Genomic DNA, 26,278 nt, shown 5'->3' on the forward strand with positions numbered 1-26,278 from the left:
TTACACGGTTGGGAGCGATAGATGATGGGCGCGATTGATATCAAACTACCTCATGTTGATGCAGCTGAGCAAGATGTAATTACCGAAGAGCAAGCGCAATTTTTCCTTGATAATGGTTTTCTTGTTATACGAAATGTCCTTCGCGGCGAAGAGCTGAGCCTCGTGCAAGCAGAGATGCAGCAGCTCGTTGACCAAGGGAGCGCGGAGGAAGTGGATCATCCCGATTTCATGTATGGCGTTGGCGTGAAATCAGGCCAGCCCATTCTGCGCCGAATTGAGTATGTTATCGAGAAGAGCGACCCGATGAAGGTGTTGCTCGCGCATCCTTTTATATTAAGAACGGTCGAGAAGCTGCAGGGCGTGAATTTCATTCCGACTTGGGACTCCATGGTGCTGAAAGCACCGAATGAAGGCGTAATCGTGCCATGGCACCGCGACGCTGCCGTTCCGGAAGGCTGTACCGATCCGAGGCCGATCTTCAACGTCGATTTCTATCTCGATGAAGCTGATCTGCAGACCTGTCTCTGGGTTATTCCGGGCACGAACCGCTGGAGTGCGGAAGATGCGGATAAACGCGTCAAGCAGCCAGGCTTTACGACGGATGATGCGATTCCGGTGCCTATGCAGCCTGGCGATGTGATTCTGCACAATATCGAAGTGCTGCACGGCTCCCCGGCAGGCGATGGCAATCCGCTTCGCCGTACCGTCTATTATGAGTTCCGCCCTGGTGAGATCGAAGCCGAATTCGGTCCGCACACGCTCGAGTATCTCGCGCTCAAGCAGCATTTGCTGTACGATTGCATCGAACGCCGTAAGCAGGCTTCGTATGCACAGGGCGAAACGCCTTTTGCATATAAGCCGCAAGGTGGCTTTGCAATTCATCAGCCGAAGCAGCCGGAGCAGTACCGGTACGCGCATAATAATTATTGGCGCAGATAGAGCGAAAATCACAAACAAACAGCCATCCCGAGTTTGAGGGATGGCTGTTTGTTTTTACATATCTAGGCTGATTGTACAGGGACAATTGCAATGCGACAAATACCCGCCCATTTTTCGAGACATACTGCACCACTACATGCGCCTGATCATAATATACTTTGACTGTATCCCTTAACCTTGTAAAACATAAAAACCCGAGCAAGGAGGGGTGACAAAATTAATGGGTAGCGACCAGAAGAGCAAGTTTCTTTTAACACATCGTGAACGCGAGGTTTTCGAGCTGCTAGTACAGGATAAAACAACGAGAGATATTGCGCAGCAGCTGTTTATCAGCGAGAAAACTGTTCGAAACCACATATCCAACGTCATGCAAAAGTTGAACGTTAAAGGTCGTTCACAAGCGGTTGTCGAGCTAATAAAGCTTGGGGAGTTAAAGATTTGACGCAGTCCACCGCATACCTTGCTCAGCCTTCTAGCATCGACTCCGGTTCTCCGGGGACGAAGCAAGAAGGCTTTTTGACTCACTGGAACTATTCCATCGGCCCTCTTTAGTAGCCCAGCTTCAGAAAACACCAGAAATAATCAATGGGAGTGTGGCTGCACATGGAACGTGAACTTGCACTTGAAATTGTCCGCGTCACTGAGCTGGCGGCGCTGGCCGCCGCACCGTGGATGGGGCGGGGCGACAAGCACCATGCTGATGAAGCGGCGACGAATGCGATGCGCGGCATGCTCGATTCCGTGTCGATGCGGGGCACTGTTGTCATCGGCGAAGGTGAGATGGATGAGGCGCCAATGCTCTATATCGGGGAGGAAGTAGGCAACCTTCAAGGCCCAGAGGTCGACGTGGCCGTTGATCCGCTTGAAGGGACGGAGCTTGTTGCGCGCGGACTCAACAATGCAATGGCGGTCATTGCCGTTGCCCCGAAGGGCAAGCTGCTGCATGCTCCAGACATGTATATGGAGAAGCTTGCAGTCGGACCGTCGCTTGCCGGCAAGCTTAGTATCGAAGACCCGATTCGCACGACGGTCGAGAAGGCTGCACTTGTGCTTAACAAGCAGGTATCTGATCTGACAGTCATGCTGCTTGATCGTAAACGCCATGCAGACATCATACGCGCGCTGCGCGAAGTAGGTGTTCGCATCAAGTTTCTCTCTGATGGCGATGTCGCGGGCGCGATCGCTCCTGCATTCCCGGAGGCGGGTATCGACCTGTATGTCGGCTCCGGCGGCGCACCGGAAGGCGTGCTTGCGGCCGCGGCGCTCAAATGCTTAGGCGGCGAGATTCAAGGAAGACTTATGCCTGAGAATGAAGAGCAGGAGAAACGCTGCATCGCGATGGGTTTAACGAATCCGCGCAAGCTGCTGCGAATGGATGATATGGTTGGGGATGCGGATGTGATTTTTGCAGCTACAGGGGTGACGCCTGGGGAGTTTCTTGGCGGGGTAACGATGCTGCCGGGACAGTGCGCTGAGACTCATTCGATCGTCATGCGAGCGAAGACGCGCACGATTCGTTACATCAAATCACAGCATTACTTGCCGAACAAGCCGCTGCTCGGCCAGCTTTAGCCAGCACGGCACGACTGCGCAACCGATATTTACATGTAAGAAGGACGCTCCCACGGCGCAAACTAGCGATGGGAACGTCCTTTTTTAGTTGGTTATCCAAAAAATAACCGGTCATAATAGCGCAAATACTGTTCTTTCAGCTGCTCCGCCGATTGACCGCGTTCTTCAGTGAAATAAGCGAAGGCGATTGGACTCATCGAGGTTGCGATTTGAAAAGCGGCAAATTCGGCATCCAGCGATCGGATTTCACCGCCCGCTACAGCTTCATCGAGCAATTGCTTGATCGAGCCAATGACGAAGTTGAATGGTTCCGACTGAAAAACATTGAACTCGTCGTCAGCACACCACGCATCCGGCTTGATCGCATTAAACCATTGCAATTCTGTCGAGACAAAATCGATCCAGCAAGCCAAGAAATGAGCCAGCTTCTCGCGGACAGGCTGCTTTGCAGCCGGGGTGTTGGACTTCATGTCACCTGCGAATCGTCCAAAGCGTTCCGTGAACAGATCCAGACACAGTTCCGCTTTCGAGGAATAGCGCCTATACAGCGTGCCTTGTCCGACACCGGCTGCTTTAGCAATCTGGTGCATGCTGACGCTGTCGATACCATGCTCCTGGAACAACTGGGACGCAGTATCAAGGATAAGTTCGCGATTGCTGGCGGCATCCTTTCGTTCGCTCCGTTGCATCATGAACCATGAACCTCCTGATTTAGAAAAAAATTCACATTGTCGTTCATTGACAACGCGGAGACGGTTCATGTAAGCTGAAAAGTAAGCGGACAATTGTCCATTTACTAAAAAACCGTCAAGTTTCGTTAGGCTATTGTGCCTACATTGTACTCCTCTGTTAAATGGGGGTCAATGCAGCATATGGCGGAAGAAGCTAGAGAGACGGAAAATTAAGGGAGCTGGAGGGTTAAACTATGTCTGCACAAGCAGCATCAGCTGCAAGAAGCGAAGAGCCGTTTTCCATTCGGAAAATATTAGGCCCGCTCGCAGCTATTATTATCGGTATTTTTATGGTCGTCCTTGATGGTACAGCAGTTAACGTAGCCATTCCAGGCCTCGTTGAAGAATTTCACACGACGACACAAATCGTATCGTGGACGGTAACAGGCTACGCGCTTGCTCAAGCGGCGGTTATTCCGCTCGCAGGCTGGCTGTCAGACCGATTCGGCGCGAAGCAGGTTTTTCTGATCTCGGTGTTTCTGTTTACGGTCGGATCACTGCTCTGCGCACTTGCTTCTTCGGTAGAAATGCTTATTATATTCCGTATTATTCAAGGTGTCGGCGGCGGTATGGTGCTTCCGATTGCAATGGCATTCACATATCGTCTAAGCCCGCCTGATAAAGTCGGCGCGGTTATGGGGATGATGGGTATTCCGATTCTGCTTGCTCCGGCACTTGGACCGGTACTTGCCGGTTACCTCGTTGACTATGTGAGCTGGAAATGGTTGTTCCTCATTAATCTGCCAATCGGTGCAGTTGGTATTCTTCTTGGCATTCGAACACTTCCGCGTATTGAGCGTCAGGCTGTTGCCGCGCTTGATAAGCTGGGCTTTATCCTGGCTCCAATCGCTTTCGCAGGTTTGTCTTATGGCGTAAGTGAAGGTGCGGTAAGCTGGACGGCTGCAAAAACAATCATAGGTATCGTAGTTGGCGCAATCGCGCTTATATTATTCGTAATCGTTGAGCTTACCCGCAAAGAGCCTCTGCTCGAGCTGCGCGTATTCCGCTCTTCGGACTTCTCACGCGGCATCGTGGTACAATGGATTTCCCAAATCGCGCTATTCGGCACGATGTTCCTCGTTCCAATGCTGCTTCAGCAAGCTCTAGGCTACTCAGCATTCAAAACAGGCCTTATCATGCTGCCGCAAGCAATCGCAGCCGGTCTGTTCATGCCAATCGGCGGCAAGCTGTTTGACAAAGTCGGCGCAAGACCGCTTGTGTTCATAGGTATGCTGCTCGTTACAGTCGCTTCGTTCATTCTGTCCAGGGTAGATGAAGCGTCCGGCCTGATGATGATCATGGGTCCGCTGTCGTTGCTTGGCGCTGGAATGGGTCTGTCGATGATGCCGCTAAACACGCATCTGATGCAATCCGCTCCTCGCGATCTCGTTAGCCGTGTAACCTCGCTGACGAACGCTGCGCAGCAAGTAATGACGTCATTCGCAGTAGCAGGTCTTGCAACCATTCTTGCGAAGCGTATGACCGTGTATGCTCCAAACGCGAAGAGCCAGCTCGCAGCATTCTCGAGCTCGTTCGGCGACACGTTCCTCGTCCTTACGTTCATCGCAGCATTCGGTGCAGTGCTTGGTCTCGTGCTTCGCAAGCCTGAGCCGGTCGAAGGTGAAGAGGGCAATCGTCCTGAAATGATGATGCACGTCGGTTAAAGATGCAAAAGCTGCCCAGCAGGTCATGAAATTGACTTGTTGGGCAGCTTTTTTTGATTAAAATATCCGCCAATCCAGCGCAGTAGACATCGTCTCCAGCAGATGAACGCCGGCGGTGCTATTGCCTTTGCTGCCGAGCGCGGGGCCTATCACCCCGATGCCGTATTGACCGGGAACGAGTGCGAGAATGCCGCCGGATACGCCGCTCTTCGCGGGGATGCCGACTTTAATGGCGAACTCGCCGGAGGCGTTATACATGCCGCACATAATCATAAAGGTCTTCGCGATCTGCACGTAACGGCGCGGGACGATTTCGCGGCCAGTCAGCGGATCCGTGCCGTCGAATGCAAGCAGGAGCGCCATGCGCGCCAGTTGTTCGCACGTCACGTCGACCGAGCAGTGCTTGAAGTAAACCTGCAGCACATCCTCGACATCGATTTCTTCGCCAAGCACTTCATTATCTTTAAGGAAGTAGGCGAGCGAGCGATTGCGGTGCGCCGTTGCGGACTCCGAACGGAAGACGTCCTCGTTCACCGCGACGTTCGTCCCTCCTGCAGCTTCGCTGAAGAAGGCGAGAATACGCTCTGTCTTCGCTGCCGGTGTATCGCCATGAATGAGCGACGACACGGCAATCGCACCGGCGTTAATTAGCGGGTTGAACGGTTTGCCTGGCTCGACAAGCTCCAGCTTCAGCATCGAGTTGAAATCATCGCCAGTCGGCTCCATTCCGACCTTGGCGAACACGCCGTCCTCGCCATTATCAACGAGCGCGAGCAGCAGCGTGAACACCTTCGAGATGCTCTGCATCGTGAACGGGAAATCCGTTTCTCCGGCTCGAAGGATTTCGCCGTTCCGTCCCATGACAGTTACCCCGAGAGCATGCGCTGGAGCTTTCGCCAGCTCAGGAATATACGAAGCAACCACACCTTCGGTTGTGTATTTGCGACTTGCTTCCACCCATTGCGGCAGTGCCGCTCGCAGCTGATCCATATTCATAAAGACGCCTACTTTCCTGATGTCGATGCTGTACTTCCTTTCATTAGTGTACGTTCCTCCTAAGAGGCTCGGCAAGCATAATCTGCAGACGATTTTGCATCTACCGCGCCATGCAATCATCGTGTACAATAATGGAAACAGATTTCCATTCAAGCGCTTGTCACAAGGGCAGGCAGGAGGCATTATGATTAAATTAGTTCTTTTCAGCTTTCTGTGGTGGCTTACTGGCAGTCCGTTTCTGGCGGTAATCGTGCTGCTCGGCATCCTGTATGTACTGGATCGCCGCTATATCGGCTTGACGCCAAGCTTTGTGAAGCCGATGCGAAGGCTCGGGACGATCAGACGGCTGCGCCAGCAGGTGGCCATGAACCCGAATGACGTTCCAGCAAAGCATGAGCTGGCCCGGTTACTTATCGAACGCAAGAAGTACAAGGAAGCGAGAGAATGGCTCATGCCACTCCAGGATGCGCTCGAGCATTCCGCGGAGTTCTGGGATGACCTTGGTGCGTGCCTGATGCATCTGCAAGAGTCGGACGCTGCGGAGGCGGCGCTTCGCAATGCGCTCTCCATCAATCCGCGTGTGAAATACGGAACACCTTACTTGCGCTTAGCTGCGATTGATGCGAAGAAAGATCCGCTGAAAGCAATCCATCATCTGGAGTCGTTCCGTTCCATTCAATCCTCGTCGATTGAAGCGTATTACAAGTTGGCGAACCTCTATGAGCAGCTTGGGCGTACAGGAGAAGCGAAGCAAACGTTAACGGAATGCGGCGCCATCTACCGCTCGCTGCCGCGTTACAAGAAGCGCCAAGAACGCAAATGGGCATTGCTCGCTTTTTTGAAGCGATTAAGAGGGTAAGTCTCACATAGAAGAGTTCAAGCCGTCCGCAAGCGGACGGCTTTCTCTTTGCAAGCTGCTAGCTGGGCATTTCTTTCATTGTCACAATGCGCGAAATGCTTCATAATTGGAGAGATTTCAATTTTATTTATCGATCGGAGATTTTGTTTCATGCGCCGTAACGTATGGCTTTTGGCAATTATAATGATTGCTGTCTTACTTGGTGTGAACAACACCATCTATTATTTTACAACTAAGAATTCGCTGGAAGACAGTTTGCAGCATGAGCTGGAGTCAGTTGCGAAGCAAATTGAAATATCAATTGAGCTATCCAGAAACGGTGCAGAAGAATATCAAGAGCAAGTCGGCCGGGAGCTGCGTGCCGCCTCGATCGCAACACAGTTCGCGTTAAGCCCGAACGTCGAGGATGTATCGAATGCCCAGCTCGTCGAGCTCGCGAAGAAGCTGGATATGGTCGACATTACGCTGCTCAAGCGGACCGCTGACAATATCGTGCTTTATAAGTCCTCGAATCCCAAAGAGATTGGCTATAAGACGAATACGTGGAAGCCTTGGTATCAAGCATTTAATGAGCTGTTCGACAAGAAAGATGTATCTATTACTTGGGGCCAGCGGCTGCCGAATTTCTGGACAGGCCCGTTTGAATTCTCCTCGACAGAGACGAAGTCCGTCCAGAAGTGGGGTTATTACTACGACGGTACGACCAACTATATTCTCGATCCGTACGTCAGCTATGACGGCAGGCAGCTTGAATATGACAAGGCGACTGGCGTAGGCAAGCTGATTTCCGAAACGTTGAAGGGGAACAAGACGCTCGAAGAAATTACGGTCATTAATCCGGCAACGTTCCCGCTCGGCGAGAAGAACACGATTTCGAATAAAGGCGAAGTTGTGAAGCATATGACGCAGAATCCGATCATTGGCGGCGCGTACACCTTCAAGCATCAGGACGATCAAGCGAATGTAAAGTTCGCATATGAGAAGAACGAGAAGGTTACCGAAGATGCAGTCATTAACGGCAAACATGTCATGAAGATATTTATTCCGGTCGATGTCCATGAGAAGGTAGCGAGCATGCTGGATGAGAAGGGCAATCCGATCAACCGCTATGTGCTGTCGCTTGTTGCAGATTATGGCATCATTCAGAATACGCTTGATAAGCAGTTCGTGAACATTGCCATTATTATTGCGATTGTTACGGTGCTTAGCTTGCTTGCCGTTTTCTGGGTCGTCACCGCCTATCGCAAGTCGAAGAACGAGCTGGCGCGCAGAGCGCAGGAGACGTATCTGGAGGAGATGAACAGCCTGTTCCAGTCCATCCGGTCTCAGAGGCATGATTTTGCAAATCATGTGCAGACGATTCAGTCGCTTGCGAGTCTTGGCCGCATGGATGAGCTGAAAGTATATGCCTCTGAATTGACGGGAGAAATCCGGCAGCTGAACGATATTATTAATATCGGAAGTCCGGCCATTGCCGCTGTCATAAGGTCGAAGCTGCTGCTCGCGGAGCTGTTGAAGGTAGATTTTCAGACGGATTTCGAAAATTTAAACAAGCTTGAGCTTGGCATGAAGTCGCTTGATATGACGCGCCTGCTGGGCAATCTGATTGATAATGCATTCGACGAAGTTGTGAAGTATGCGGAAGCGCAGCGGATGGTTCGGTTAGCCGCTAGCCAGAAGGATGGCTATTACGAGTTTATTTTGAGCAATACCTGCCACAATGCTGAAGAACTAGCGGACAAGCCGCTGTTCCAAGCTGGCTACTCGTCTAAGGGCAGTGCGCACTCCGGCCTCGGGCTGCACATCGTGAAGTCCATCGTCGAGCAGTATAAAGGCACCATTCGCCTCGCGATTAACGAACCAAACGTTGTATCTTTTATCGTCAAAATCCCTTATTAATCAAACGTTATCCCTTGCTTTGGAGGAGGCTCCGAGGCAGGGGATTTTTGCTTTCTTAAACAAGGTTGTTCGGGTGAACAGCGAAACTGCTTGGTGAATGTGATATAATGGTTGGAATGGTTGCAAAGACAAGGGGGGAGTAAAGTGAGCACGTTTTTTCAGCTGGATGAGCATAGACTGCAGGCCCTTGAGAAGGCAATAGCAAGCAGCATCCCCCTTGAGGTGCTGGAACGCGGCTTCGATTACTACCGCCGTGAGAAGGTGCTATCCGTACAGGTGATGGAGGGCGGTTCCATATACGGTGCGGTAAAAGGAACCGTTATTTATGCGGTGACACTGGATACCGATGATTTTGGCTTCAGCACTTGCACATGTCCGAACACGGGCTACTGCAAGCATATGGCTGCAGTGTTCTATGGGTACTATGCGTATGCCGGCAGAAGCGCCGATGAGATCCATAACCGAATGCTCTATGGAAATGTGCTGATCGACGCAGACCGGAGCCGGTCTGTTCATGCGGAGTCAAGCGCAAGGTCAGCTTCCGGGATAGAGACGGACCCTAAGCAATGGATCGAGGATATGGACCGCAAGCATGGAGAAGTGTGGCGTCAGTGCCGGCACTCGCTTCATCCGCTTCAAGCGGTTCTGTTAAATATAAAAGCGGTATCTAAGCTATGGGATGACCGACTTCGCAGCTTGCATTGGATGCATGGCATTCTTTATGTGCTCGAGCAGGCGGAGCGGGCGTATTCCATTACGGATACCTACAGCCGCTACTACTATGAAATGGCTTTCGCACGGATGACAGAGCCGTGGATGAATCAATATTTCGAATTGACGGCAGAGCTGAAGCCTGCTGAGATGACTGAGCCGGAGCGGGCAGCTGTCGATCACTTGATTGAGCTGTTCCATGAACGGGAAATGGATCGGGAGCATCAGCTGCATCGGTGGGAATCGCTCTATTTCGCGCTGTGGGGCCAGCTCATACATGATGAGGCGTGGACGCGGGCGGAAGAGGATTGGCTAAAAAGCAAGCTGGAATCTTCGCTGGGCACGCCGGATTCGGCGGGCATGGGAGGCTTCTTTGCGCCGATGGCGCTCGCTTTTCTGGCTTTTGCCGATAATCGTGACGCGGATGCGATAGATCTGCTTGGCAAGACGGTGTTCAATCGGACGGCACTGCTCGCTTGCGATTGTGCCTTGCAGCGGCTCGAAGAACGGAACTATGCCAAGCTGGAAGGCTGGATCGGCTATTTGCATAGCGGTCTCGTCACACAGCGCAAGTCAAAAGCATTCGGGCCTTTTCTGTCGATGTGCAGATTAGCCGATATGCAGCAGCAGGACAATCCGAAGTGGCAGCAGTATCTAGTCTCGTTCCTTCCGCACTCCTACTCCGCATTGTCGGAGCATTGGCTGGATCGGAAGCAGTATGAGCAATGGGCCGATTTGCAGCTGCTTTTCGGCATAGAGCCAGACGAGATGGATGTCCAGCTTATTCGGGAGATGAGCAAGCTAGCGCCTGATGCGCTGTATCCGCTCTATCATCAAGCGATCGACGGCGCGATTCGGTCACGGAACCGGCAGGGCTACAGGCAAGCCGTCAAGCTGATGAAGAAGCTGGAGAAGCTATATAAAGCGGAGAAGAAGGCAGATAAATGGAACCGGTACGTGGACGGCATCGTGCGGAAGCACGGACGGCTGCGCGCACTGCAGGAAGAGCTGTGGAGGGGTAAAATCATCACATGAGAGGCTATTCAATTGCAGATATAATCGTCGTAGACGGGTTCTGGAAAGCAGGCGTTGGCATCGTGCTGTCCACCGCGCACTCGGCTGGACTTACGATTCGAATGCGGAAGCTGCTCTTTGCTTGGCATGAAGCTTCGTGGTATGGCGCGGACATTGAAGAGCGATCGGATGAGCGGCTAAAGCGGATCGAACTGACCGTATCGCCGTCGCTTGCGATGGATTACTTGTCATCTCCGAAGCCGGCCCGGCTGCTGCGCGTAGAATGGACGGAACGTGCGCAGGCGCTGTCGAAGCTGGCAGAGCTGCTCCGGCAGGCGCTAAGAAACGGCTGGTATGCGCCGGATTGGTCGCAGTGGCGTGCGGAGGCAAGGGCATGGCGGCTCGAAATTCCGCGCAGCGAGCAGGAGACGCTCGAAGCATGGCGCGAGCTTGTGCCGCAGCTTGAGCGGGAAGGCGACCTCGATGCGGTGCAAGGATGGCTGAGCGGCATCGTGGAGGAGCTAATCGCTTCGGATGAAGCAGCGGGAGTCGCTTGGCGTAAAGCAGCTGCGCTTGCGGGTGAAGGCGCGCTTATGATGAAGGCCGCCGATGAGGATGACTGGCTCGTATCGATCGGCATGAAGCAGGATCAAGTGCCGTTCCGGACGGCTCTTCAGCTGCTTGAGCCGAATGAGCAGCAAGGCTGGCGGCTGCGTCCTGCGGTGCAGGAGCGGGCGGAGGGCGGCCGCTGGCTAACGCTTGAGCCGGCCGCCGCGCCATACGAAGAAGATGGCGCAGCGCAGCGTTTCGTGCTGCCGGAGGATGCGCCATCCGATTGGCACGAGTACTTTGCTGATCGGCTGCGTAAGGAGGAACAGAAGTGGGCGACTGCGCTGCCGGAATGGGTGCTGCCCGAATCCTTGAGCCGCATAGGCGCTCCGGCTGGGCTCATTCGGACAGAGCTTACCGACGAGCTGGCGTTTCAGTTTCTGGAGCATGAGAGCGTCAAGCTGCTTGCTGCCGGCTGCTCCGTACTGCTGCCGTCTTGGTGGGAAGCGGCGCGCAATCGGAGGATGAAGCTGAAAGCGAAGGTGCGTTCATCGGTCGGATCCGGCGAGCAGTCGATGTTCGGGCTGCAGCAGATCGTTGATTTTGACTGGAAGCTTGCCGTTGGCAATGTCGATATGAGTGAAGCGGAATTCATGAAGCTCGCTTCTGAGAATCGCCGCCTCATGCAGATCGGCGGCGAGTGGGTACATCTCGATCCCGGCGATATGGAACGACTGCGCAAGTGGCTGAAGAAGAACGGCGGCAAGCGCGGGCTGTCGATGCGCGATGTGTTCGAGATGCATTTGCGCGGCGGTGCGGAGCTGGAACCGGAGAACGAGCTTGAAGATGCTCTGGTCGCTGAGGTAGAGCTGAATGAGCATTTAGTTGCTTGGATTGCGCAGCTAGGTGAAGCATCCGATCTGCCGCTTGTTGAGAAGCCGGAAGCATTCCAAGGGGAGCTTCGCCATTATCAGCTGCAAGGGGTATCCTGGCTTGCATTCTTACGCAAGTTCGGGCTTGGCGCCTGTCTTGCCGATGATATGGGTCTTGGCAAGACGATTCAGTTCACCGCCTACTTGCAGCATGTGCAAGAGAATGGCGGGCTCGGCCCCTCGCTTCTCATCTGCCCGACGTCGGTTATCGGCAACTGGGAGAAGGAGCTTGAACGGTTCGCGCCAGGTCTGCGCGTGCTTGTGCATTACGGCCCGAAGCGAGCGAGAGGCGGGCAGTTCGCTCTCGAAGCAGCGGAGGTTGATCTCGTTATCACTTCCTACACGCTTGCGCCGCTCGATGAAGAAGAGCTCGGTAACGTATCGTGGGACGTCGTTTGCTTAGATGAAGCGCAAAATATTAAGAACTACTACACGAAGCAGTCAGCGGCCATTCGCGGCTTCTCGGCGCAGCATCGCATTGCGCTGACAGGTACGCCGATGGAGAACAGGCTGACGGAGCTGTGGTCGCTGTATGATTTTACGAATCCGGGCTATCTCGGTACGCTGAATGAATTCCGCAAGGCGGTTGTGCTGCCGATCGAGAAGGAACGCGATGAGAAGCTTATCGCCGAGCTGCAGCGCTGGGTGAAGCCGTTTATGCTGCGGCGTTTGAAGAAGGATCCGTCCATCCAGCTGGCGCTGCCGGAGAAGAATGAGATGCGCACATACCTTTCGCTCACGGTGGAGCAAGGTGCGCTGTATGAGAATATGGTATCGACGCTGATGAATCAGCTTGAATCCGCAGGCGACTTCCAGCGGCGCGGCATCATTCTGTCGGCGCTGACAAGGCTGAAGCAGGTGTGCGACCATCCGAGCTTGCTGCTCAAGGAGGATGCCGCTGTGCTGAAGAACGCTTGGGACCCGGAGCGCTCCAACAAGGTGCTTCGCGTACTTGAGATGGTGGAGGAAATAGCTGCCGAGGGCGAGCGCTGCTTAATCTTTACACAGTATGTGGAGATGGGCCTTACACTACAGAGACTGCTCAATGAGCGCCTAGGTCTGCCGACGCCTTATCTGCACGGTGGTGTGCCTAAGGCAGAGCGTGACCGTATGATTGAGACGTTCCAGAACGAGCAGGAGCCGGGCTGTGCGTTCGTTCTTTCGCTTAAGGCTGGCGGAACAGGCTTGAACTTGACGGCGGCGAACCACGTCATCCACTTCGACCGATGGTGGAACCCGGCAGTTGAGAATCAGGCGACGGACCGCGCTTTCCGAATCGGTCAAACCCGCAACGTGCAGGTGCACAAGTATGTGACGCTTGGCACGCTCGAGGAGCGGATCGACGATATGATTGCGCGCAAGCAAATGCTGAACGATCAGGTGGTTAGCCAATCGGAGAATTGGATAACCGAGATGTCGACCGACGAGCTGCGCGAGCTGTTCACGCTGCGTAAGCATCGTCTGAAAGGTTAACGAAGGGTGGCAGCGTAAGCCGATGATGGAGAAGGAAGCGCAAACGTCAGCAGTGACGAACGAGGATGCAGCCTCGGCATTGCGACAAGCGGAGCAGCCGGAAGGGGCCGAACAAAGCGGATCTGCACAGGCGCAGGTCGGACCCGAAGGAGCCGCTCCGCACTGGCGAGAATTCTATCAAGCGATTCGTAATGCCGTAGATGCGATGCGATCGGATAACTAGCTGGCTAGTTTACGAGCAAGCGTACTGCAGATATAATCAAAGCAGCGGAAGCACCGCCAAGACGTGGATTTTCTACGGCTTGGTTGGTGCTTTTTTTCTATTAATGGCAATGATCATGACCGACTGTGTGATCCCTAACAGAGGCGATATTCCCGGGGCAACAACGCGGGAGAGACATCGCCTTTTTTTATTTTGTAAATTTAATATTTTCACGTTTGGTATTCCGAGGCCGAATCTCTATAATAGAGAAGGGAGACATTTCCTGCTAGAGACGCTATACCATTATCCATGATAGAGGAGCTGTGGAAATCGAGATGAAGTACACCTATTTGGGACGTTCTGGTTTGAAGGTAAGCAGACTTTGCCTTGGCACGATGAACTTCGGGGTCGATACGGACGAGCAGGAATCATTCCGCATTATGGATGCCGCTTTGGACGCGGGCATTAACTTCTTTGACACGGCGAACATCTATGGTTGGGGTGAAAATGCCGGCCGTACGGAAGAAATTATCGGCCGCTGGTTCAAGCAGGGCGGCGGACGCCGAGAGCGTACCGTGCTTGCTACGAAATTTTACGGAGATATGAGCGATAAGCATGACGGTCCGAACCGTGATGGCGGATTGTCTTCTTATAAACTGCGCCGCCATCTGGAAGCTTCCTTGCAGCGTTTGCACACCGACCACATCGAGCTGTACCAAATGCACCATGTGGACCGCAATGTGAGCTGGGACGAGCTGTGGAACGGATTCAGTTCCGCGCAGGCACAAGGCAAGATCGGCTATGTTGGCGCAAGCAACTTCGCTGGCTGGGATCTCGCAGTTGCGCAAGGTGAAGCGAAAGCGCGCGGAATACTTGGACTCGTATCGGAACAACATAAATATAACCTGCTTTGCCGTTTGCCGGAGCTTGAAGTACTGCCTGCGGCGAAGGGTCTTGGCATCGGCGTCATTCCTTGGAGCCCGCTCGATGGCGGATTGCTTGCAGGCAATGCACGTCATGGCGGCGGAGGCAAGCGCAGCGGCAACTCGGAGCGTCTTGAGAAGCATGCGGTGCAGCTCGCTGCGTACGGAGAATTGTGCGATGAGCTTGGCGAGCGCGAAGACGTCGTATCACTAGCTTGGCTGATCGCAAACCCTGCTGTTACCGCTCCGATTATCGGCGTGCGCACAGTAGAACAATTCGAACGCTCGCTGCGTGCTGTAGAGCTTGAGCTTGATGAAGCGACGCTTGCGCGTATTGATGAAATCTTCCCAGGTCCAGGCGGAGATGCTCCTCGCGCATACGCTTGGTAAGCCGTTCCTGTAACCGAACCTGACACGAAGGATACTTTTCTCTGAATGAAAACGCAGCCCACAGGATTTTTACCTCCTGTGGGTCGTTTATTATTCCCCCTTCTAAACATGACCGCCCAAAAGTATCCCAAACCCGTTGTAATTTCGACCTCCTGCGTTTTCGGAAGGCGCTCTATAATTCAAAGTGTAAGGGAAAGCGGTAATCATTCACTCATATTAGGGGGCTTTGTAATGAAAAAAGGGTTAACAGTTGCTGCGGTAACGCTAATGAGCGCATCTCTTGTACTTTCCGCTTGCGGATCCAAGGATGATAGCAAGAATAATACAGCGACGAATGAAAGCACAAACACGGCTACCACGGACAATACAACGACAAATAATGCACCGGCAGCCAAAGATGTTAAGCTCTCGCTCCGTCACACGCAAATTAAAGAAACGAGCAAGGTTCGCCTGAAGATTCTACAAGATGTTGTCGCAAAGACCGAAGCGGAGAACGCTGGCCTCAAAATCAGCATGGAGGGCATCGACGAGGTCGTTAACCGCGATCAGAAGCTGAAAGCGGAAATGGCTGCAGGCAATCCGCCAGACATCTTCGAAGTATTCGGCGGCGCGGACCTGAACCTATACGTAAAAGCTGGCCGTATGCTCGATCTGACGCCAATCCTTGACGAGCTCGGCATTAAAGATAAATTCGCAAGTCTCGATGAATTCACAATTGATGGCAAAGTGTATGGCTTGCCGTTCGGCGGCTACAGCGAAGGCGTGTTCTACAACAAGAAGATGTTCACTGACCTTGGCCTTCAAGTACCGAAAACATTCGACGAGCTGATTACACTCGCTGACACGGTAAAATCGAAAGGCAAAACTCCTTTTGCGCTCGCTGCGAAAGACGCTTGGGTTAACGGCATGCTCTGGAACACGATCATGGAGCGCCATGTCGGTATCGAAAGCTTCGACAAGCTTCTGTCCGGCGAAGCGAAATGGACAGATCCAGACTTCGTAGCAGGCTTCGCAGACTATGCGAAACTTGTGAACAATGACTACTTCACGAAAGGCGCGCTCGGCTTGCCGTATGCAGATCAAGGCGCACAATTCCTGAAAGGCGACACCGCAATGGTCTTCACAGGCAGCTGGGATGCGAACCGCTTCACAAGCGATGAAGCAGGAGACTTGAAAGGCAATATCGGTTACTTCAACTTCCCGTCCATCGCTGGCGGCAAAGGCGATCAAACGTCGATCAACGCGAGCTACTCGAACGGCTTCGGCTTCTCGGCTAACCTTGACGAAGATCAAAAAGCAGCAGTAACTGCGTTCATCAAAAACTTCTTTAACGAAGAAGTCCAAAAACGTACGCTTCTTGAAGACAAAGTTCTCCCTTCCATGAAGCTGTCCGATATGTCCGGCGTAGATCCATTGATCTCTGATGTGCTTAGCGTAATGGGTGGCGCATCTACCTCTTGGAAAGCATTCGACGCTATCGTTCAACCAAGCGTAGGCGCAGATGTCGGTGTAGGTTTGCAAGAGCTAATCGGCAAAGTGAAGAAGCCGGAAGATGTAGCGAAGGCAGCCCAAGCATCGCAAGATAAAGCGAACGCGCAAAAATAATACGAAGCGTACACCATGTAATGATGCCGGGGAGGGTGCCTGCAGTAACAGGCGCCCTCTTTGCATGATAAGCGCTGATTTAGGAGGATCACCATGAACCATACTCTTCGCAATCCATGGGTCTATGCTTTATTCGTCATTCCAACCTTGCTTCTCTATGGGCTGTTCTTTATTTATCCGGTCATTGTTTCATTCATCTACGGTCTCTACCAGTGGGACGGGGTAACAGATAAAGTATTCATCGGCATTGATAATTTCAAAAGCCTGCTGCGCGACGCTGTCTTCTTGAAGTCGCTCGGCAACAACTTCTACTTCATGGCTTTCTCTCTTATCGTCAATATTCCGCTTGTGTTTCTGATTGCCATTCTGATCAGCAAAGTAAGACGCTTCCGCGGATTCTATAAATCAGCCGTATTCGTGCCGGTCGTCATCTCCACGACGACGGTTGCTATCTTGTTCGGCGTGCTGTACAACTACGATTCCGGTTTGATTAACCAGGTGCTGCGCCTCATTGGCGGCGAGAGCTGGGCGAGAGAGTGGCTGTCGGATCCGCATCTGGCGATGCTCTCGATCCTTATTGCGAACGCTTGGCAAAATATCGGCTTCTTCATCGTGCTCTGCCTGGCAGCCATTCTGAACATTCCGAAGGAGATCGGCGAAGCTGCAAAGATTGATGGCGTGAATGGCTGGAACGAAACATGGCGCATTACGCTGCCGCTCGTCCGTCCGGTAATGTTCGTTATGCTGCTTCTGACGGTATCCGGTACGCTCAAGGTACTCGATATCGTTCAAATTATGACGAACGGCGGTCCGTTCCAATCGACCGAGGTTATGTCCACGTATGCGCTGAAAATCGGCTTCCGTTCGCTTCAGCTCGGCTACGGCAGCGCGATCGGCGTTGCGATGTTCGTTATTATTCTCATTATGACAGCTGCATTGCAGCGCGTATCGAAATCCGAGGAGGTGCAGTACTAATGGATCGCACAGCTACAGCGAATCAAGTAACAGTGTCCCGTGCGATGAACCGCAGTCTGCGCACCAAGAATCGACTCGGAGCAGGCCAGCTGCCGATGCATCTTTTGCTTGCTGTTTACGTCACTATCTCTCTTTTCCCGCTTGTGTGGCTGCTATTGTCTTCGTTCAAGACGAATCGTGAAATTACGGTCAATACATGGGCGTTACCCTCCGCGTTGAACTTCGAGAATTATCGAGCGGCGTGGGAAAGCGCTAATATCGGTCTTTATGCCTGGAACAGTCTCTATGTAACGGTTATCGCTTGCTTCTTCACGCTGCTCTTCTCCGCAGCAACGGCTTATGCACTGTCGCGGATGAAGTACAAAGCGCTAAGCAAACGTGTGTATAGCTTTATCTTGCTCGGTCTGCTCGTACCGCCAGGCGCACTGTTCATCCCGCTTTACCGTCTCGTGAACGAGCTGCACCTCTATGATACGCATCGTGCGCTCATTCTGGTATACTGCACATATGCGCTGCCGATAACGATTTTTATTTTGCATGCGTTCATGCAGTCCATTCCGTCCGAGCTTGAAGAAGCGGGCATTATGGACGGGCTCGGCGCTGCGGGATTGTTCGCGAAAGTGATCATCCCAGTCACGATGCCGGCGCTTGTAACGGTGTTTATCCTTGCCTTCATCGGCAACTGGAACGAATATATTTTCTCGCAGCTGTTCGTTACGACGGAGTCGCTGCGCACATTGCCGACGGGCATGGCCACCTTCAATGACGGCTATCGAACGAACTTCGCGTCCTTGTCGGCTGCGGTTATCATTAGCATCATTCCGGTCCTGCTCGTCTATATGTTCCTGCAGCGTCAAATCATCGACGGCATGACGGCGGGCAGCGTGAAGGGCTGATAGTCGGACGGAAAATTATGTTAATACCACTTCCGCTGCGAGTGCGGATCATTGTTCCGATCGCTGTTGTCCCAGGATAACTTGGATTAGATGGAAGCAGCAATGGCAGATATCCGGGGACAAAGGGGCAAATGAATTGCGTAGTTTAGACAACGCATTTCATTTCGCCTAGGCGACCGCTGCCGCTTCTACACAACGATTCCGCCCGCTCCGCTCTAGGTATCATTAAAAGAACGATCAACCAAACGAGCCATTGACGCAATTTTATAAATAACAAAGGAGCCGTCCCGCCTATGAACCTGCGTCCAAAGCTGCTGCTTGCTTTTCTCGCGCTGATCGTTGCTCCGCTTATATGCCTCGGCATTGTGTCCTTCCTGAACTCGGAGCAGCTGCTGGAGAAGAAGTACAGTGAGCAGACGGAAATTACGCTCAAGGCGGTAGGCGGCAATATTCGCTATTTCTTCAAAGAGCTCGACCAGCTCACGGATGCAACCGTGACGAACGCAACCGTACAGGATGCGCTGCGCAGCTCCCGCAATTCGGTGAATGACGCGAGCAGGCTGATTGCGATTAGCCAATATGAGAAGTCGCTTAGAGATACCGTTCTGTCTCAAAATCCGGCTCTCAGCATGCTGGTCCTGTACGGGAAGGACGGCACCATATTCCGTTCGTTTCGGAATGACCGTACAACGTTCAAGAAAATAACGCTGGATATGCTGCAGAGCCATGCGATTTATCCGGAAGTCGTCAAGCTTGGCGGCCGTCAGAAATGGATTGGTCCTTACGAGCAGCCGGGGCTCACAGGCTCGGAAGCAACGCTGTTCACGCAAATTCGGATGGTGAAGGATATGTATTCCTTTAACGATTCCGGTGTCATGGTCATTCAAGTGAAATCGGACGAAGTAGACAGCATGCTGCAGGATTTCACCTTAACCGGGGAGAAGCAGACGCAGACCCGCTATCTGATCCTGAATAAGGACGGGCTTGTCATGATTGACAGCCAGCATCAGCTTGAAGGTCAGCTTGCAAACACCCAGGTCGCGCTCCCGCTGCAGCATACCGACCGCTATGACAGCTATCGAGCCATATTCAACCATGAGGATTCACTCGTCTCTGCGTACAATATTGACCGGAGCGGGTGGGTCCTTGTGTCCGTCAAATCGTGGCAATCGCTGACGAGCGAGAACGTTCGATTCGTCCAGTGGATTGGCGGCATTACGCTGCTCTGCTTGATTTTTGCGATCCTGTTTAACATCTTCTTCGTGAGTCCCGTGGCCAAAGCGATCATTCGCGTCGTTCGCAAAATGCGCCTCGTTGAGCAAGGGATGATGGACATTCGTGTGCCAACAACCGGCAAGGATGAGACGCTGCTGCTCGCTCGCAGCTTTAACAGCATGATTGATCGCATCGGCCGGCTCCTCGGCGAGGTACGAACGGAGCAAGAGCGCAAGCAGCACGCGGAGATGATGCTGATGCAGGCGCAGATTAAGCCGCATTTTCTGTTCAACACGCTGGAGTCCATCAATGCGCTCGCGGCTCAGAACGAAGGCGGCAAGATCATGCAGATGGTGCGTCGCCTCAGCATTTTGCTCCGAACGAGCATGCATCACTCCGAAGTGATCATGGTACGACAAGAGATTGAACATGTACGGAGCTACCTGGAAATTCAAAAATACCGCTTCGAGGAGTTGTTCAGCTATGAGCTGGACATTCCGGACGAGGCGCTGGAAGATACGATATTGAAGCTCACGCTTCAGCCGCTTGTAGAGAACAGCATTCAGCATGGCTTCGAAGGCATTCATTATACCGGTATGATCCACATTGCTGTGACACACGAGAATGCTTATGTCATCTTCACGATTACAGACAATGGGATTGGCATGGATGAAGCGGCACTGAAGCGGGTCAATGGGCTTGATCCCGCGCCTTTGCGCGATTTGGATCTCAGTGTGGCAGAGCAAGGTGAGCGGAGGGGACTTGGACTGCGTAACGTAGCAGACCGGCTGCGTATTCATTATGGTCCAAGGTGTGGCCTCATGATGTGCAGCTATGAAGGATTTGGTACGAGGATCCGAATTAAGATACCGCGAAGCAGAGGTGGTCTGTGAACATGAACGGTAAAGTGCTGCTTGTTGATGATGAACAGCATATTACGCGGAACTTGGAAAAAGTAATACCGTGGAGTATGCTTGGACTTGAGATAATAGGTACAGCGAAGAACGGTGTCGAGGCGCTTGAGCTATTGCAGTCGGAGTCCGCTGATTTGGTGCTGTGCGATATTCGGATGCCTGTCATGGATGGACTAGAGCTTGTTAAACATATTCGGGAGCGATCCATTCCGTGCGACATTATTATGCTGACCGGCTATCAGGATTTCTCCTATACGCGTGCAGCGATTCAGTATGGCGTGAAGGATTATATTCTGAAGCCGATTCCTTATGATGAGTTGACTGGCGTCATTGCCAGGGTCATGTCGGAGCAACGCAATAAGAGGATGCAGCTTAAGGAAGAACAGCGGAAGCTTAGCCGGATCATTGATATTGCCAACGAGAAGATTCTCTATGACGTTCTGCTGGACTACACCGATATTACGCCAGACAATTGGCTGATGGCGGGGCAGGAGCAGCAGCTCGGCAACCCGCAGTATACCGTAATCGTACTCGACATTGACGTAGGTTCTGCGGATGCGAAGGATTGGCGCGAGTGGCCGGATAAAGAGCGGAAAATATGGAATTTTGCGGTATGTAATGTGCTGCGCGAGACGCTTCAGGTCGCTCAATTGCAACATTCCGTCATCCAGATGCGAGATGGCGAGTGGTGTGTCCTTATTCAAGGCGGCTTCGTATCGGATGCGGACAGCTCTCGGGAGCAGGATGCGGAGCAGATGAAGCAGTGGGCAGAGATGCTGCTCGCTTCCGTCAAGCATAACGCGAAGCTGCAGCTCCATGCGGGCATCTATGATAAAGTGACGGCAATGACCGAGCTATCTACCGCATATAAGGCCGTTCAGCGCGGAATGCAGCTATCGACGGAAACGGTGACGATTGCATTCTACAGCAGCGAGCTTGCTGGCGGTTTCGATACGGGCCGGACGCTGTGGGACATTGCGGAGCGGCTCATCGGCGCGATGAAGCGCGGAGACGCAACAGGCGTTGACGAGGAGCAGAAGCGGATTGCCGATCAGCTGCAAAAAGCGGGCGGAAGTGCCGAGGGCCGCTTGAAGCCGCTGCTGCATTTCCTTGCGCTTCATCTGATGCGAGAGCTGAAGGAAGCGGATCTGCTGCCGCGTGAGCTGGAAGAGGCGCTGTGGCGGAAGATGGATTTGCATTTCAGCGTCAAAGATTTGTTCGCAGCCATTCGGCAGGCATCCGATGAAGGGGTTGCGCGATCTACAGACAAGCGCAAGCATTCCGAGCGTCAAATGGTTGATGCGAAGCAGTTCATTGACCGCTATCTCTATCGAGACCTCAGTGTCGAAGATGCGGCGACGCATGTAGGGCTGTCCACATCTCATTTTAGCTTGTTGTTCAAGCAGACTTTCGGGGATACGTTCATCGAGTACATAACGCGCCAGCGAATGGAAACCGCGAAAGCGCTGCTGCTCGAGACACCGAAGAGCGTCGCGCAAATTGCGAAGGAAGTCGGCTATGCGGAACGGCGGTATTTTACGAAAGTGTTTATGAAGTACACCGGGCAAATTCCAACGGAGTACCGGATGGCGCTGCAAGGGGAAACCGGTCCGATCTCTCTGGATGAAGAGCCGGGCGAGTGGCGTTAGGACAAGCAGGAGTTAAATAGAGAAGAAGAGGTGCTAGTGATGGGAGAGCATTGGCGGCAGCTTAGTTTACGGGAAAAAATCGGACAGCTATTCGTATTCGGATTTCATGGGCTGCGTCCGTCAGCAGATATCGAAGCGTTGATTGAGGAGTACGGCGTTGGCGGCATCATCTACTTCACGCGAAACATTGTTGATGCGAAGCAGGTGCACGAGCTGTCGGGGAGTTTAATGGGTACGGCAGAGCGTGCGGGCAAAACACCGATGTTCATCGCCGTCGACCAAGAGGGCGGCATGGTGTCGCGTCTTGTTCGCGGGGTTACGCTTATGCCTGGCAACATGGCGCTTGGCGCTACTGCTTCAGCTGGCGGCGTGTTCGAGACGGCTTCGATTGCCGGCGAGCAGCTGCGCGCGGTGGGCATTAATTTGAACTATGCACCATGTGTGGATGTCAACAATAACCCGGACAATCCGGTTATTAATGTCCGTTCGTACAGCGACCGGCCGGAGGTTGTCGGCGAGCTTGGTCTTGCAGCGGTTCGCGGCTATCAGCGGGCTGGCGTCTCGGCGACGATTAAGCATTTCCCAGGTCATGGCGATACGAGCGTCGATTCGCACCGGGATCTGCCTATCCTGCATCATGACCGTGAGCGGCTCGAGGCGATTGAGCTTGTGCCGTTCCGCAAGGCGGCGCCTGAGACGGATATGATTATGACGGCGCATGTTTGCTTGCCGTCGCTTGATCCGTCAGGCGTGCCTTCTACATTATCGAAGCCGGTGCTTAGCGGACTGCTTCGTGAAGAGATTGGCTATGAAGGCGTAATCGTCACGGATTGCCTTGAGATGAACGCAATCGACACCTTCTACGGACCGGCGCGCGGAGCAGTGATGGCTTTGCAGGCTGGCGCAGATATGGTGCTGATCTGCCATACCGCTGCGAAGCAGCGGGCTGCGCTTGAAGCAGTAGTCGCTGCGATCGAGAGCGGCGAGCTGACTGAGGCGCGAATCGACGAATCGCTTGCGCGCATCATGAAGCTGAAAGCGAAGCGGGAAGTCGGCAAGGCGCTGGAATCGTGGGAATCGCTTGAGCCGAAGCTTGATACACCGGACCAGCAAGAGGCTGCCCGCAGCTGGAGCGAAGCGTCGGTGACGCTTGTGAAGAATGAAGCGGGGCTGCTGCCGCTGAAGCGGGAGGCACGCACGCTTGTGCTCTGGCCCGCGATTGTCGCGGTATCGGATGCGGACGAGCTGCTGACCGATGACGGCACGCTCGGCGGGCGACTTGCTGCGCGGATGCCTGAGGTGACCGAGCGGCGCATCGGAGACGCGGATGCGCTTGAAGGTTTGGACGCATTCGAGCAGATCGTCTTCGTCAGCTACGATGCGGCGAAGCATGCGGACGAACGCGAGGCGGCGGCGCAGCTGCTCGCGCAAGCGGCTGACCGTACCGTTGCGGTATCGGTGCGCAATCCGCTTGACCTGCTCGTCTACCCAGAGGTGTCGGCGTTCCTCGCCGTATACGAATGCCGTCCACTCGCACTCGATTCCGCAGCCGGCGCGCTGCTAGGCGAGTTCGAGCCGCAAGGCAAGCTGCCGCTCACGCTGTCGGAGCAATACCCGTTCGGCTGGCGCTGGGGGAACGGCGAGTAATAATAGATTGATAGAGAGCTGCACAGGCGATAGAGCCTGTGCAGTTTTTTTGTGGAGAACCCATTCGGCGGTTTTATTTTGGCTAGTACGCTTCTTCGCCGTATAGACTAAATTTACAATCTGTTGCATAATAACACTGCAAAGATGGACAAGTGCGATTTGCTTACTGTGGCAATACTAAGGGGATGGAGTACAACTATGAATGTGAATGAGAAGCCGGTTACAGATCCTCGCGTCATCCGAACGCGGCAATTGATTCGAGATGCTTTTGTCGATTTGCTGCAAGAGATGGAAGTCGAGAAAATATCAGTGAATCGGATCGCCGAACGTGCGACGATTAATCGTGTAACCTTTTATCTGCATTATCGAGACATTCCAGACATGTTGGAAAAGCTGGCCGATGAAATGACTGGGAATATTCAAAAAATCCTGCTTCAGGCTCCTGATAATCAAAGTTCCACCGATGAATACTGGCCCATACTGGTCAAGCTGCTTGAGCATATCGCCGCAAATGCGAAGTGGTATAAAGTTGTACTTGCCTCGAGACGGACGACGATTTTTACGGATCGGCTATTGAAGCTGTTAACGGAATTGCTCACAGAGAAGTTCGAAAGAAGGACAGATCATTTTCTATCAAGCTCCGGAATTCAGAAGGATATCGCCATCTGGTATAGTTCGTCAGCCTTGATTGGCACGATCGTAGGCTGGCTCCGCAAAGACATGACATACACCCCGCGGTATCTTGCCGAACAATATGCATTAATGCGTACACTCCCCTTGGAACATTTGAAAATGCAAACTAAACATAACATATGATGAGGATATGTATATTATGTGATGGATGATTTACATATTAAAAGTGATTGTATATTAGTTTACAGTATTTGATAATGTGTTGCTTGTGTAACGTGGATACGGTCCCTATAATTCATTACAGTGAGTATGTTATGCAACACTTTGTTAATTAAGTTATTTACGTTTTGGAGGGATAGTAGAAATGAGTACCCACGCATTGTCGGATACAACCGACATTAAGAAAGGTCCGCTCTTATTCGTCATGATTCTCGGGGCATTTATTGCCATACTGAATCAGACCATTATGAGCGTCGCGCTTCCCGAGCTGATGATCGACTTCAAAATCGAGGCATCTACAGCGCAATGGCTGACAACCGGCTACATGCTTGTAAACGGGGTTCTGATCCCGATTACGGCTTATCTAATGCAACGATTTACGACCAGGGAGCTTTTCCAGGCTTCCATGATTATTTTTCTAATCGGAACCATTGTTTCGGCGGTCGCGCCTGGCTTTGATCTCTTGTTAACAGGGCGACTGATTCAAGCTGCCGGTGCGGGTATCATTATGCCGTTGTTAATGAACGTTATTCTAACGGTGTTTCCTCCAGATAAGCGAGGCGCTGCGATGGGAATGGTTGGACTATCCATCATCTTCGCACCAGCAATCGGACCGACAATCGCTGGATACGTCTTGCGAGATTACTCCTGGCGTTGGTTGTTCTATGGCATGATCCCGTTTGCCGTGCTCGTCATCGTCGTCGGTTATTTTTATTTGAAAAATGTGGCTGAACGTACCTATCCGAAGCTTAACGTCGGCGGCGTCATTCTCTCGACGATCGGTTTTGGCGCTCTTCTGTATGGCTTTAGCCGTGCAGGTAAATTGGGATGGTCGAGCTCGGAGGTCATCTTATCCATTATCGTAGGCGTTATTGCTTTGATTGTATTTACATTATTGCAGCTCAGATCCAAGAGTCCGCTGCTTGACCTGCGGTCGTTCAAGTACAATATGTTCACGCTGACGACCATCATCAATATCGCGGTCACTATGGTTATGTATGCCGATATGATGCTGCTGCCTCTGTATTTGCAAAACGCGCGTGGCTTCACGGCTCTTGAATCCGGCGTGCTCATGTTGCCAGGAGCGCTGCTTATGGGACTTATGATGCCGGTAGCAGGCAGACTATTCGATCGATTCGGAGCAAAATGGTTATCCATTATCGGAATGGCAATTACGATCGTTACGACACTTGGATTCGTAAATTTGACCGATTCGACTAGCTACACATATTTGGTTCTGATGTCTACAGGACGTCGTTTGGGTATGGCTCTGTTCCTCATGCCGATCACGACAGCAGGCTTGAATCAGCTGCCTGCAAGATTGAATGCGCACGGTACGGCGATCTCGAATACAATCAAGCAGGTTGCCGGAGGCGTTGGTACTTCCTTGCTCGTCACGATTATGTCAACTAGAACGAAGACGCATATGACGGACATGATGGCAGCAGGTGGATCCGACTCGCAAGAGCATATGATTATGGAAGCTACGATTCAGGGAATCAATGATGCCTATCTAGTCATTGTTGGAATCGGTCTGGTCGGTCTAATCCTTGCCTTCTTCATCAAACGAACCGGTCGTCCGGAAGATGAGAAAGCGATCGTTCCCGAACCGGAACTCGCGGGATAAATACAAGCAAAGAAAAAAGGTTGTCCTGATCCTCAGGGCAACCT

General features: G+C 52.6%; 20 protein-coding genes. 18 read left to right on the forward strand and 2 right to left on the reverse strand.

Features of this window, described 5'->3' with window-relative positions; genetic code table 11:
- The first annotated feature begins 21 nt into the window (after positions 1–21).
- The 3 genes from AC0LWF_RS16270 to glpX all read left to right on the forward strand — a co-directional run bounded on the left by AC0LWF_RS16270 (position 22) and on the right by glpX (position 2,511).
- A complete protein-coding gene (locus AC0LWF_RS16270; RefSeq protein ID WP_474652576.1) occupies positions 22–939 on the forward strand; it encodes a phytanoyl-CoA dioxygenase family protein in 918 nt (305 codons plus the stop codon).
- A 220-nt stretch (positions 940–1,159) separates the two neighbouring features.
- Positions 1,160–1,381 carry a helix-turn-helix domain-containing protein gene (locus AC0LWF_RS16275; RefSeq protein WP_090641524.1) on the forward strand — a complete coding sequence of 74 codons (222 nt, stop codon included), beginning with the start codon at positions 1,160–1,162 and terminating at the stop codon, positions 1,379–1,381.
- 161 nt (positions 1,382–1,542) lie between these two features.
- Positions 1,543–2,511, forward strand: a complete 969-nt coding sequence (glpX, locus tag AC0LWF_RS16280) for a class II fructose-bisphosphatase (RefSeq protein ID WP_474652577.1) — start codon at positions 1,543–1,545, stop codon at positions 2,509–2,511.
- A 92-nt stretch (positions 2,512–2,603) separates the two neighbouring features.
- Here glpX and AC0LWF_RS16285 read toward each other — a convergent pair whose 3' ends face one another.
- Positions 2,604–3,203: a TetR/AcrR family transcriptional regulator gene (locus tag AC0LWF_RS16285; RefSeq protein ID WP_474652578.1), complete on the reverse strand. Its 600-nt coding sequence runs from the start codon at positions 3,201–3,203 to the stop codon at positions 2,604–2,606.
- A gap of 233 nt (positions 3,204–3,436) precedes the next feature.
- Between AC0LWF_RS16285 and AC0LWF_RS16290 the strand changes: the two genes are divergently transcribed.
- Complete coding sequence (locus AC0LWF_RS16290) at positions 3,437–4,906, forward strand: DHA2 family efflux MFS transporter permease subunit (RefSeq protein ID WP_474652579.1); 1,470 nt, start codon at positions 3,437–3,439, stop codon at positions 4,904–4,906.
- A 57-nt stretch (positions 4,907–4,963) separates the two neighbouring features.
- Here the strand turns inward: AC0LWF_RS16290 and glsA are convergent, their stop codons facing one another.
- Positions 4,964–5,902, reverse strand: a complete 939-nt coding sequence (gene glsA, locus AC0LWF_RS16295) for a glutaminase A (protein WP_474652580.1) — start codon at positions 5,900–5,902, stop codon at positions 4,964–4,966.
- Between the two features lie 184 nt (positions 5,903–6,086).
- Here glsA and AC0LWF_RS16300 point away from each other — a divergent pair, with 184 nt between their 5' ends.
- The 14 genes from AC0LWF_RS16300 (at position 6,087) to AC0LWF_RS16365 (ending at position 26,234) form a co-directional block, all read left to right on the forward strand.
- On the forward strand, positions 6,087–6,761 hold the full coding sequence (locus AC0LWF_RS16300) for a tetratricopeptide repeat protein (RefSeq protein WP_474652581.1): 675 nt from the start codon (positions 6,087–6,089) through the stop codon (positions 6,759–6,761).
- Positions 6,762–6,911: 150 nt separating this feature from the next.
- On the forward strand, positions 6,912–8,660 hold the full coding sequence (locus AC0LWF_RS16305; RefSeq protein WP_474652582.1) for a sensor histidine kinase: 1,749 nt from the start codon (positions 6,912–6,914) through the stop codon (positions 8,658–8,660).
- A gap of 144 nt (positions 8,661–8,804) precedes the next feature.
- Complete coding sequence (locus AC0LWF_RS16310) at positions 8,805–10,406, forward strand: SWIM zinc finger family protein (protein WP_474652583.1); 1,602 nt, start codon at positions 8,805–8,807, stop codon at positions 10,404–10,406.
- On the forward strand, positions 10,403–13,339 hold the full coding sequence (locus AC0LWF_RS16315) for a DEAD/DEAH box helicase (protein WP_474652584.1): 2,937 nt from the start codon (positions 10,403–10,405) through the stop codon (positions 13,337–13,339). Before AC0LWF_RS16310 ends, AC0LWF_RS16315 begins: the two co-directional genes overlap by 4 nt.
- Before the next feature lie 22 nt (positions 13,340–13,361).
- Positions 13,362–13,562, forward strand: coding sequence for a hypothetical protein (locus AC0LWF_RS16320; protein WP_474652585.1), 201 nt, complete (start codon positions 13,362–13,364; stop codon positions 13,560–13,562).
- Between the two features lie 314 nt (positions 13,563–13,876).
- On the forward strand, positions 13,877–14,854 hold the full coding sequence (locus AC0LWF_RS16325; RefSeq protein WP_474652586.1) for an aldo/keto reductase: 978 nt from the start codon (positions 13,877–13,879) through the stop codon (positions 14,852–14,854).
- 231 nt (positions 14,855–15,085) lie between these two features.
- Complete coding sequence (locus AC0LWF_RS16330) at positions 15,086–16,459, forward strand: extracellular solute-binding protein (protein WP_474652587.1); 1,374 nt, start codon at positions 15,086–15,088, stop codon at positions 16,457–16,459.
- Between the two features lie 93 nt (positions 16,460–16,552).
- Positions 16,553–17,434: a carbohydrate ABC transporter permease gene (locus AC0LWF_RS16335; RefSeq protein WP_474652588.1), complete on the forward strand. Its 882-nt coding sequence runs from the start codon at positions 16,553–16,555 to the stop codon at positions 17,432–17,434.
- Positions 17,434–18,330, forward strand: coding sequence for a carbohydrate ABC transporter permease (locus tag AC0LWF_RS16340; RefSeq protein WP_474652589.1), 897 nt, complete (start codon positions 17,434–17,436; stop codon positions 18,328–18,330). The genes AC0LWF_RS16335 and AC0LWF_RS16340 overlap by 1 nt, the downstream gene beginning before the upstream one ends.
- A 293-nt stretch (positions 18,331–18,623) precedes the next feature.
- On the forward strand, positions 18,624–20,438 hold the full coding sequence (locus AC0LWF_RS16345) for a cache domain-containing sensor histidine kinase (protein ID WP_474652590.1): 1,815 nt from the start codon (positions 18,624–18,626) through the stop codon (positions 20,436–20,438).
- A gap of 2 nt (positions 20,439–20,440) precedes the next feature.
- Entirely contained in the window at positions 20,441–22,108 is a 1,668-nt protein-coding gene (locus AC0LWF_RS16350; RefSeq protein WP_474652591.1) for a response regulator transcription factor, read from the forward strand.
- A 39-nt stretch (positions 22,109–22,147) separates the two neighbouring features.
- On the forward strand, positions 22,148–23,755 hold the full coding sequence (locus AC0LWF_RS16355) for a glycoside hydrolase family 3 protein (RefSeq protein ID WP_474652592.1): 1,608 nt from the start codon (positions 22,148–22,150) through the stop codon (positions 23,753–23,755).
- A 198-nt stretch (positions 23,756–23,953) separates the two neighbouring features.
- Positions 23,954–24,571, forward strand: a complete 618-nt coding sequence (locus AC0LWF_RS16360; protein WP_474652593.1) for a TetR/AcrR family transcriptional regulator — start codon at positions 23,954–23,956, stop codon at positions 24,569–24,571.
- Between the two features lie 181 nt (positions 24,572–24,752).
- Complete coding sequence (locus tag AC0LWF_RS16365; protein WP_474652594.1) at positions 24,753–26,234, forward strand: DHA2 family efflux MFS transporter permease subunit; 1,482 nt, start codon at positions 24,753–24,755, stop codon at positions 26,232–26,234.
- Positions 26,235–26,278: the final 44 nt, after the last annotated feature.

The organism is Paenibacillus sp. sgz302114, from assembly GCF_056120345.1.

Coding starts and splice junctions, on each gene's coding strand:
- glpX (WP_474652577.1), top strand. CDS start 1,543: ATGGAACGTGAACTTGCACTTGAAATTGTCCGCGTCACTGAGCTGGCG.
- AC0LWF_RS16330 (WP_474652587.1), top strand. CDS start 15,086: ATGAAAAAAGGGTTAACAGTTGCTGCGGTAACGCTAATGAGCGCATCT.
- AC0LWF_RS16360 (WP_474652593.1), top strand. CDS start 23,954: ATGAATGTGAATGAGAAGCCGGTTACAGATCCTCGCGTCATCCGAACG.
- AC0LWF_RS16285 (WP_474652578.1), bottom strand. CDS start 3,203: ATGATGCAACGGAGCGAACGAAAGGATGCCGCCAGCAATCGCGAACTT.
- AC0LWF_RS16340 (WP_474652589.1), top strand. CDS start 17,434: ATGGATCGCACAGCTACAGCGAATCAAGTAACAGTGTCCCGTGCGATG.
- AC0LWF_RS16270 (WP_474652576.1), top strand. CDS start 22: ATGATGGGCGCGATTGATATCAAACTACCTCATGTTGATGCAGCTGAG.
- AC0LWF_RS16320 (WP_474652585.1), top strand. CDS start 13,362: ATGATGGAGAAGGAAGCGCAAACGTCAGCAGTGACGAACGAGGATGCA.
- AC0LWF_RS16290 (WP_474652579.1), top strand. CDS start 3,437: ATGTCTGCACAAGCAGCATCAGCTGCAAGAAGCGAAGAGCCGTTTTCC.
- AC0LWF_RS16305 (WP_474652582.1), top strand. CDS start 6,912: ATGCGCCGTAACGTATGGCTTTTGGCAATTATAATGATTGCTGTCTTA.
- AC0LWF_RS16345 (WP_474652590.1), top strand. CDS start 18,624: ATGAACCTGCGTCCAAAGCTGCTGCTTGCTTTTCTCGCGCTGATCGTT.
- AC0LWF_RS16325 (WP_474652586.1), top strand. CDS start 13,877: ATGAAGTACACCTATTTGGGACGTTCTGGTTTGAAGGTAAGCAGACTT.
- AC0LWF_RS16275 (WP_090641524.1), top strand. CDS start 1,160: ATGGGTAGCGACCAGAAGAGCAAGTTTCTTTTAACACATCGTGAACGC.
- AC0LWF_RS16300 (WP_474652581.1), top strand. CDS start 6,087: ATGATTAAATTAGTTCTTTTCAGCTTTCTGTGGTGGCTTACTGGCAGT.
- AC0LWF_RS16335 (WP_474652588.1), top strand. CDS start 16,553: ATGAACCATACTCTTCGCAATCCATGGGTCTATGCTTTATTCGTCATT.
- AC0LWF_RS16350 (WP_474652591.1), top strand. CDS start 20,441: ATGAACGGTAAAGTGCTGCTTGTTGATGATGAACAGCATATTACGCGG.
- glsA (WP_474652580.1), bottom strand. CDS start 5,902: ATGAATATGGATCAGCTGCGAGCGGCACTGCCGCAATGGGTGGAAGCA.
- AC0LWF_RS16355 (WP_474652592.1), top strand. CDS start 22,148: ATGGGAGAGCATTGGCGGCAGCTTAGTTTACGGGAAAAAATCGGACAG.
- AC0LWF_RS16365 (WP_474652594.1), top strand. CDS start 24,753: ATGAGTACCCACGCATTGTCGGATACAACCGACATTAAGAAAGGTCCG.
- AC0LWF_RS16315 (WP_474652584.1), top strand. CDS start 10,403: ATGAGAGGCTATTCAATTGCAGATATAATCGTCGTAGACGGGTTCTGG.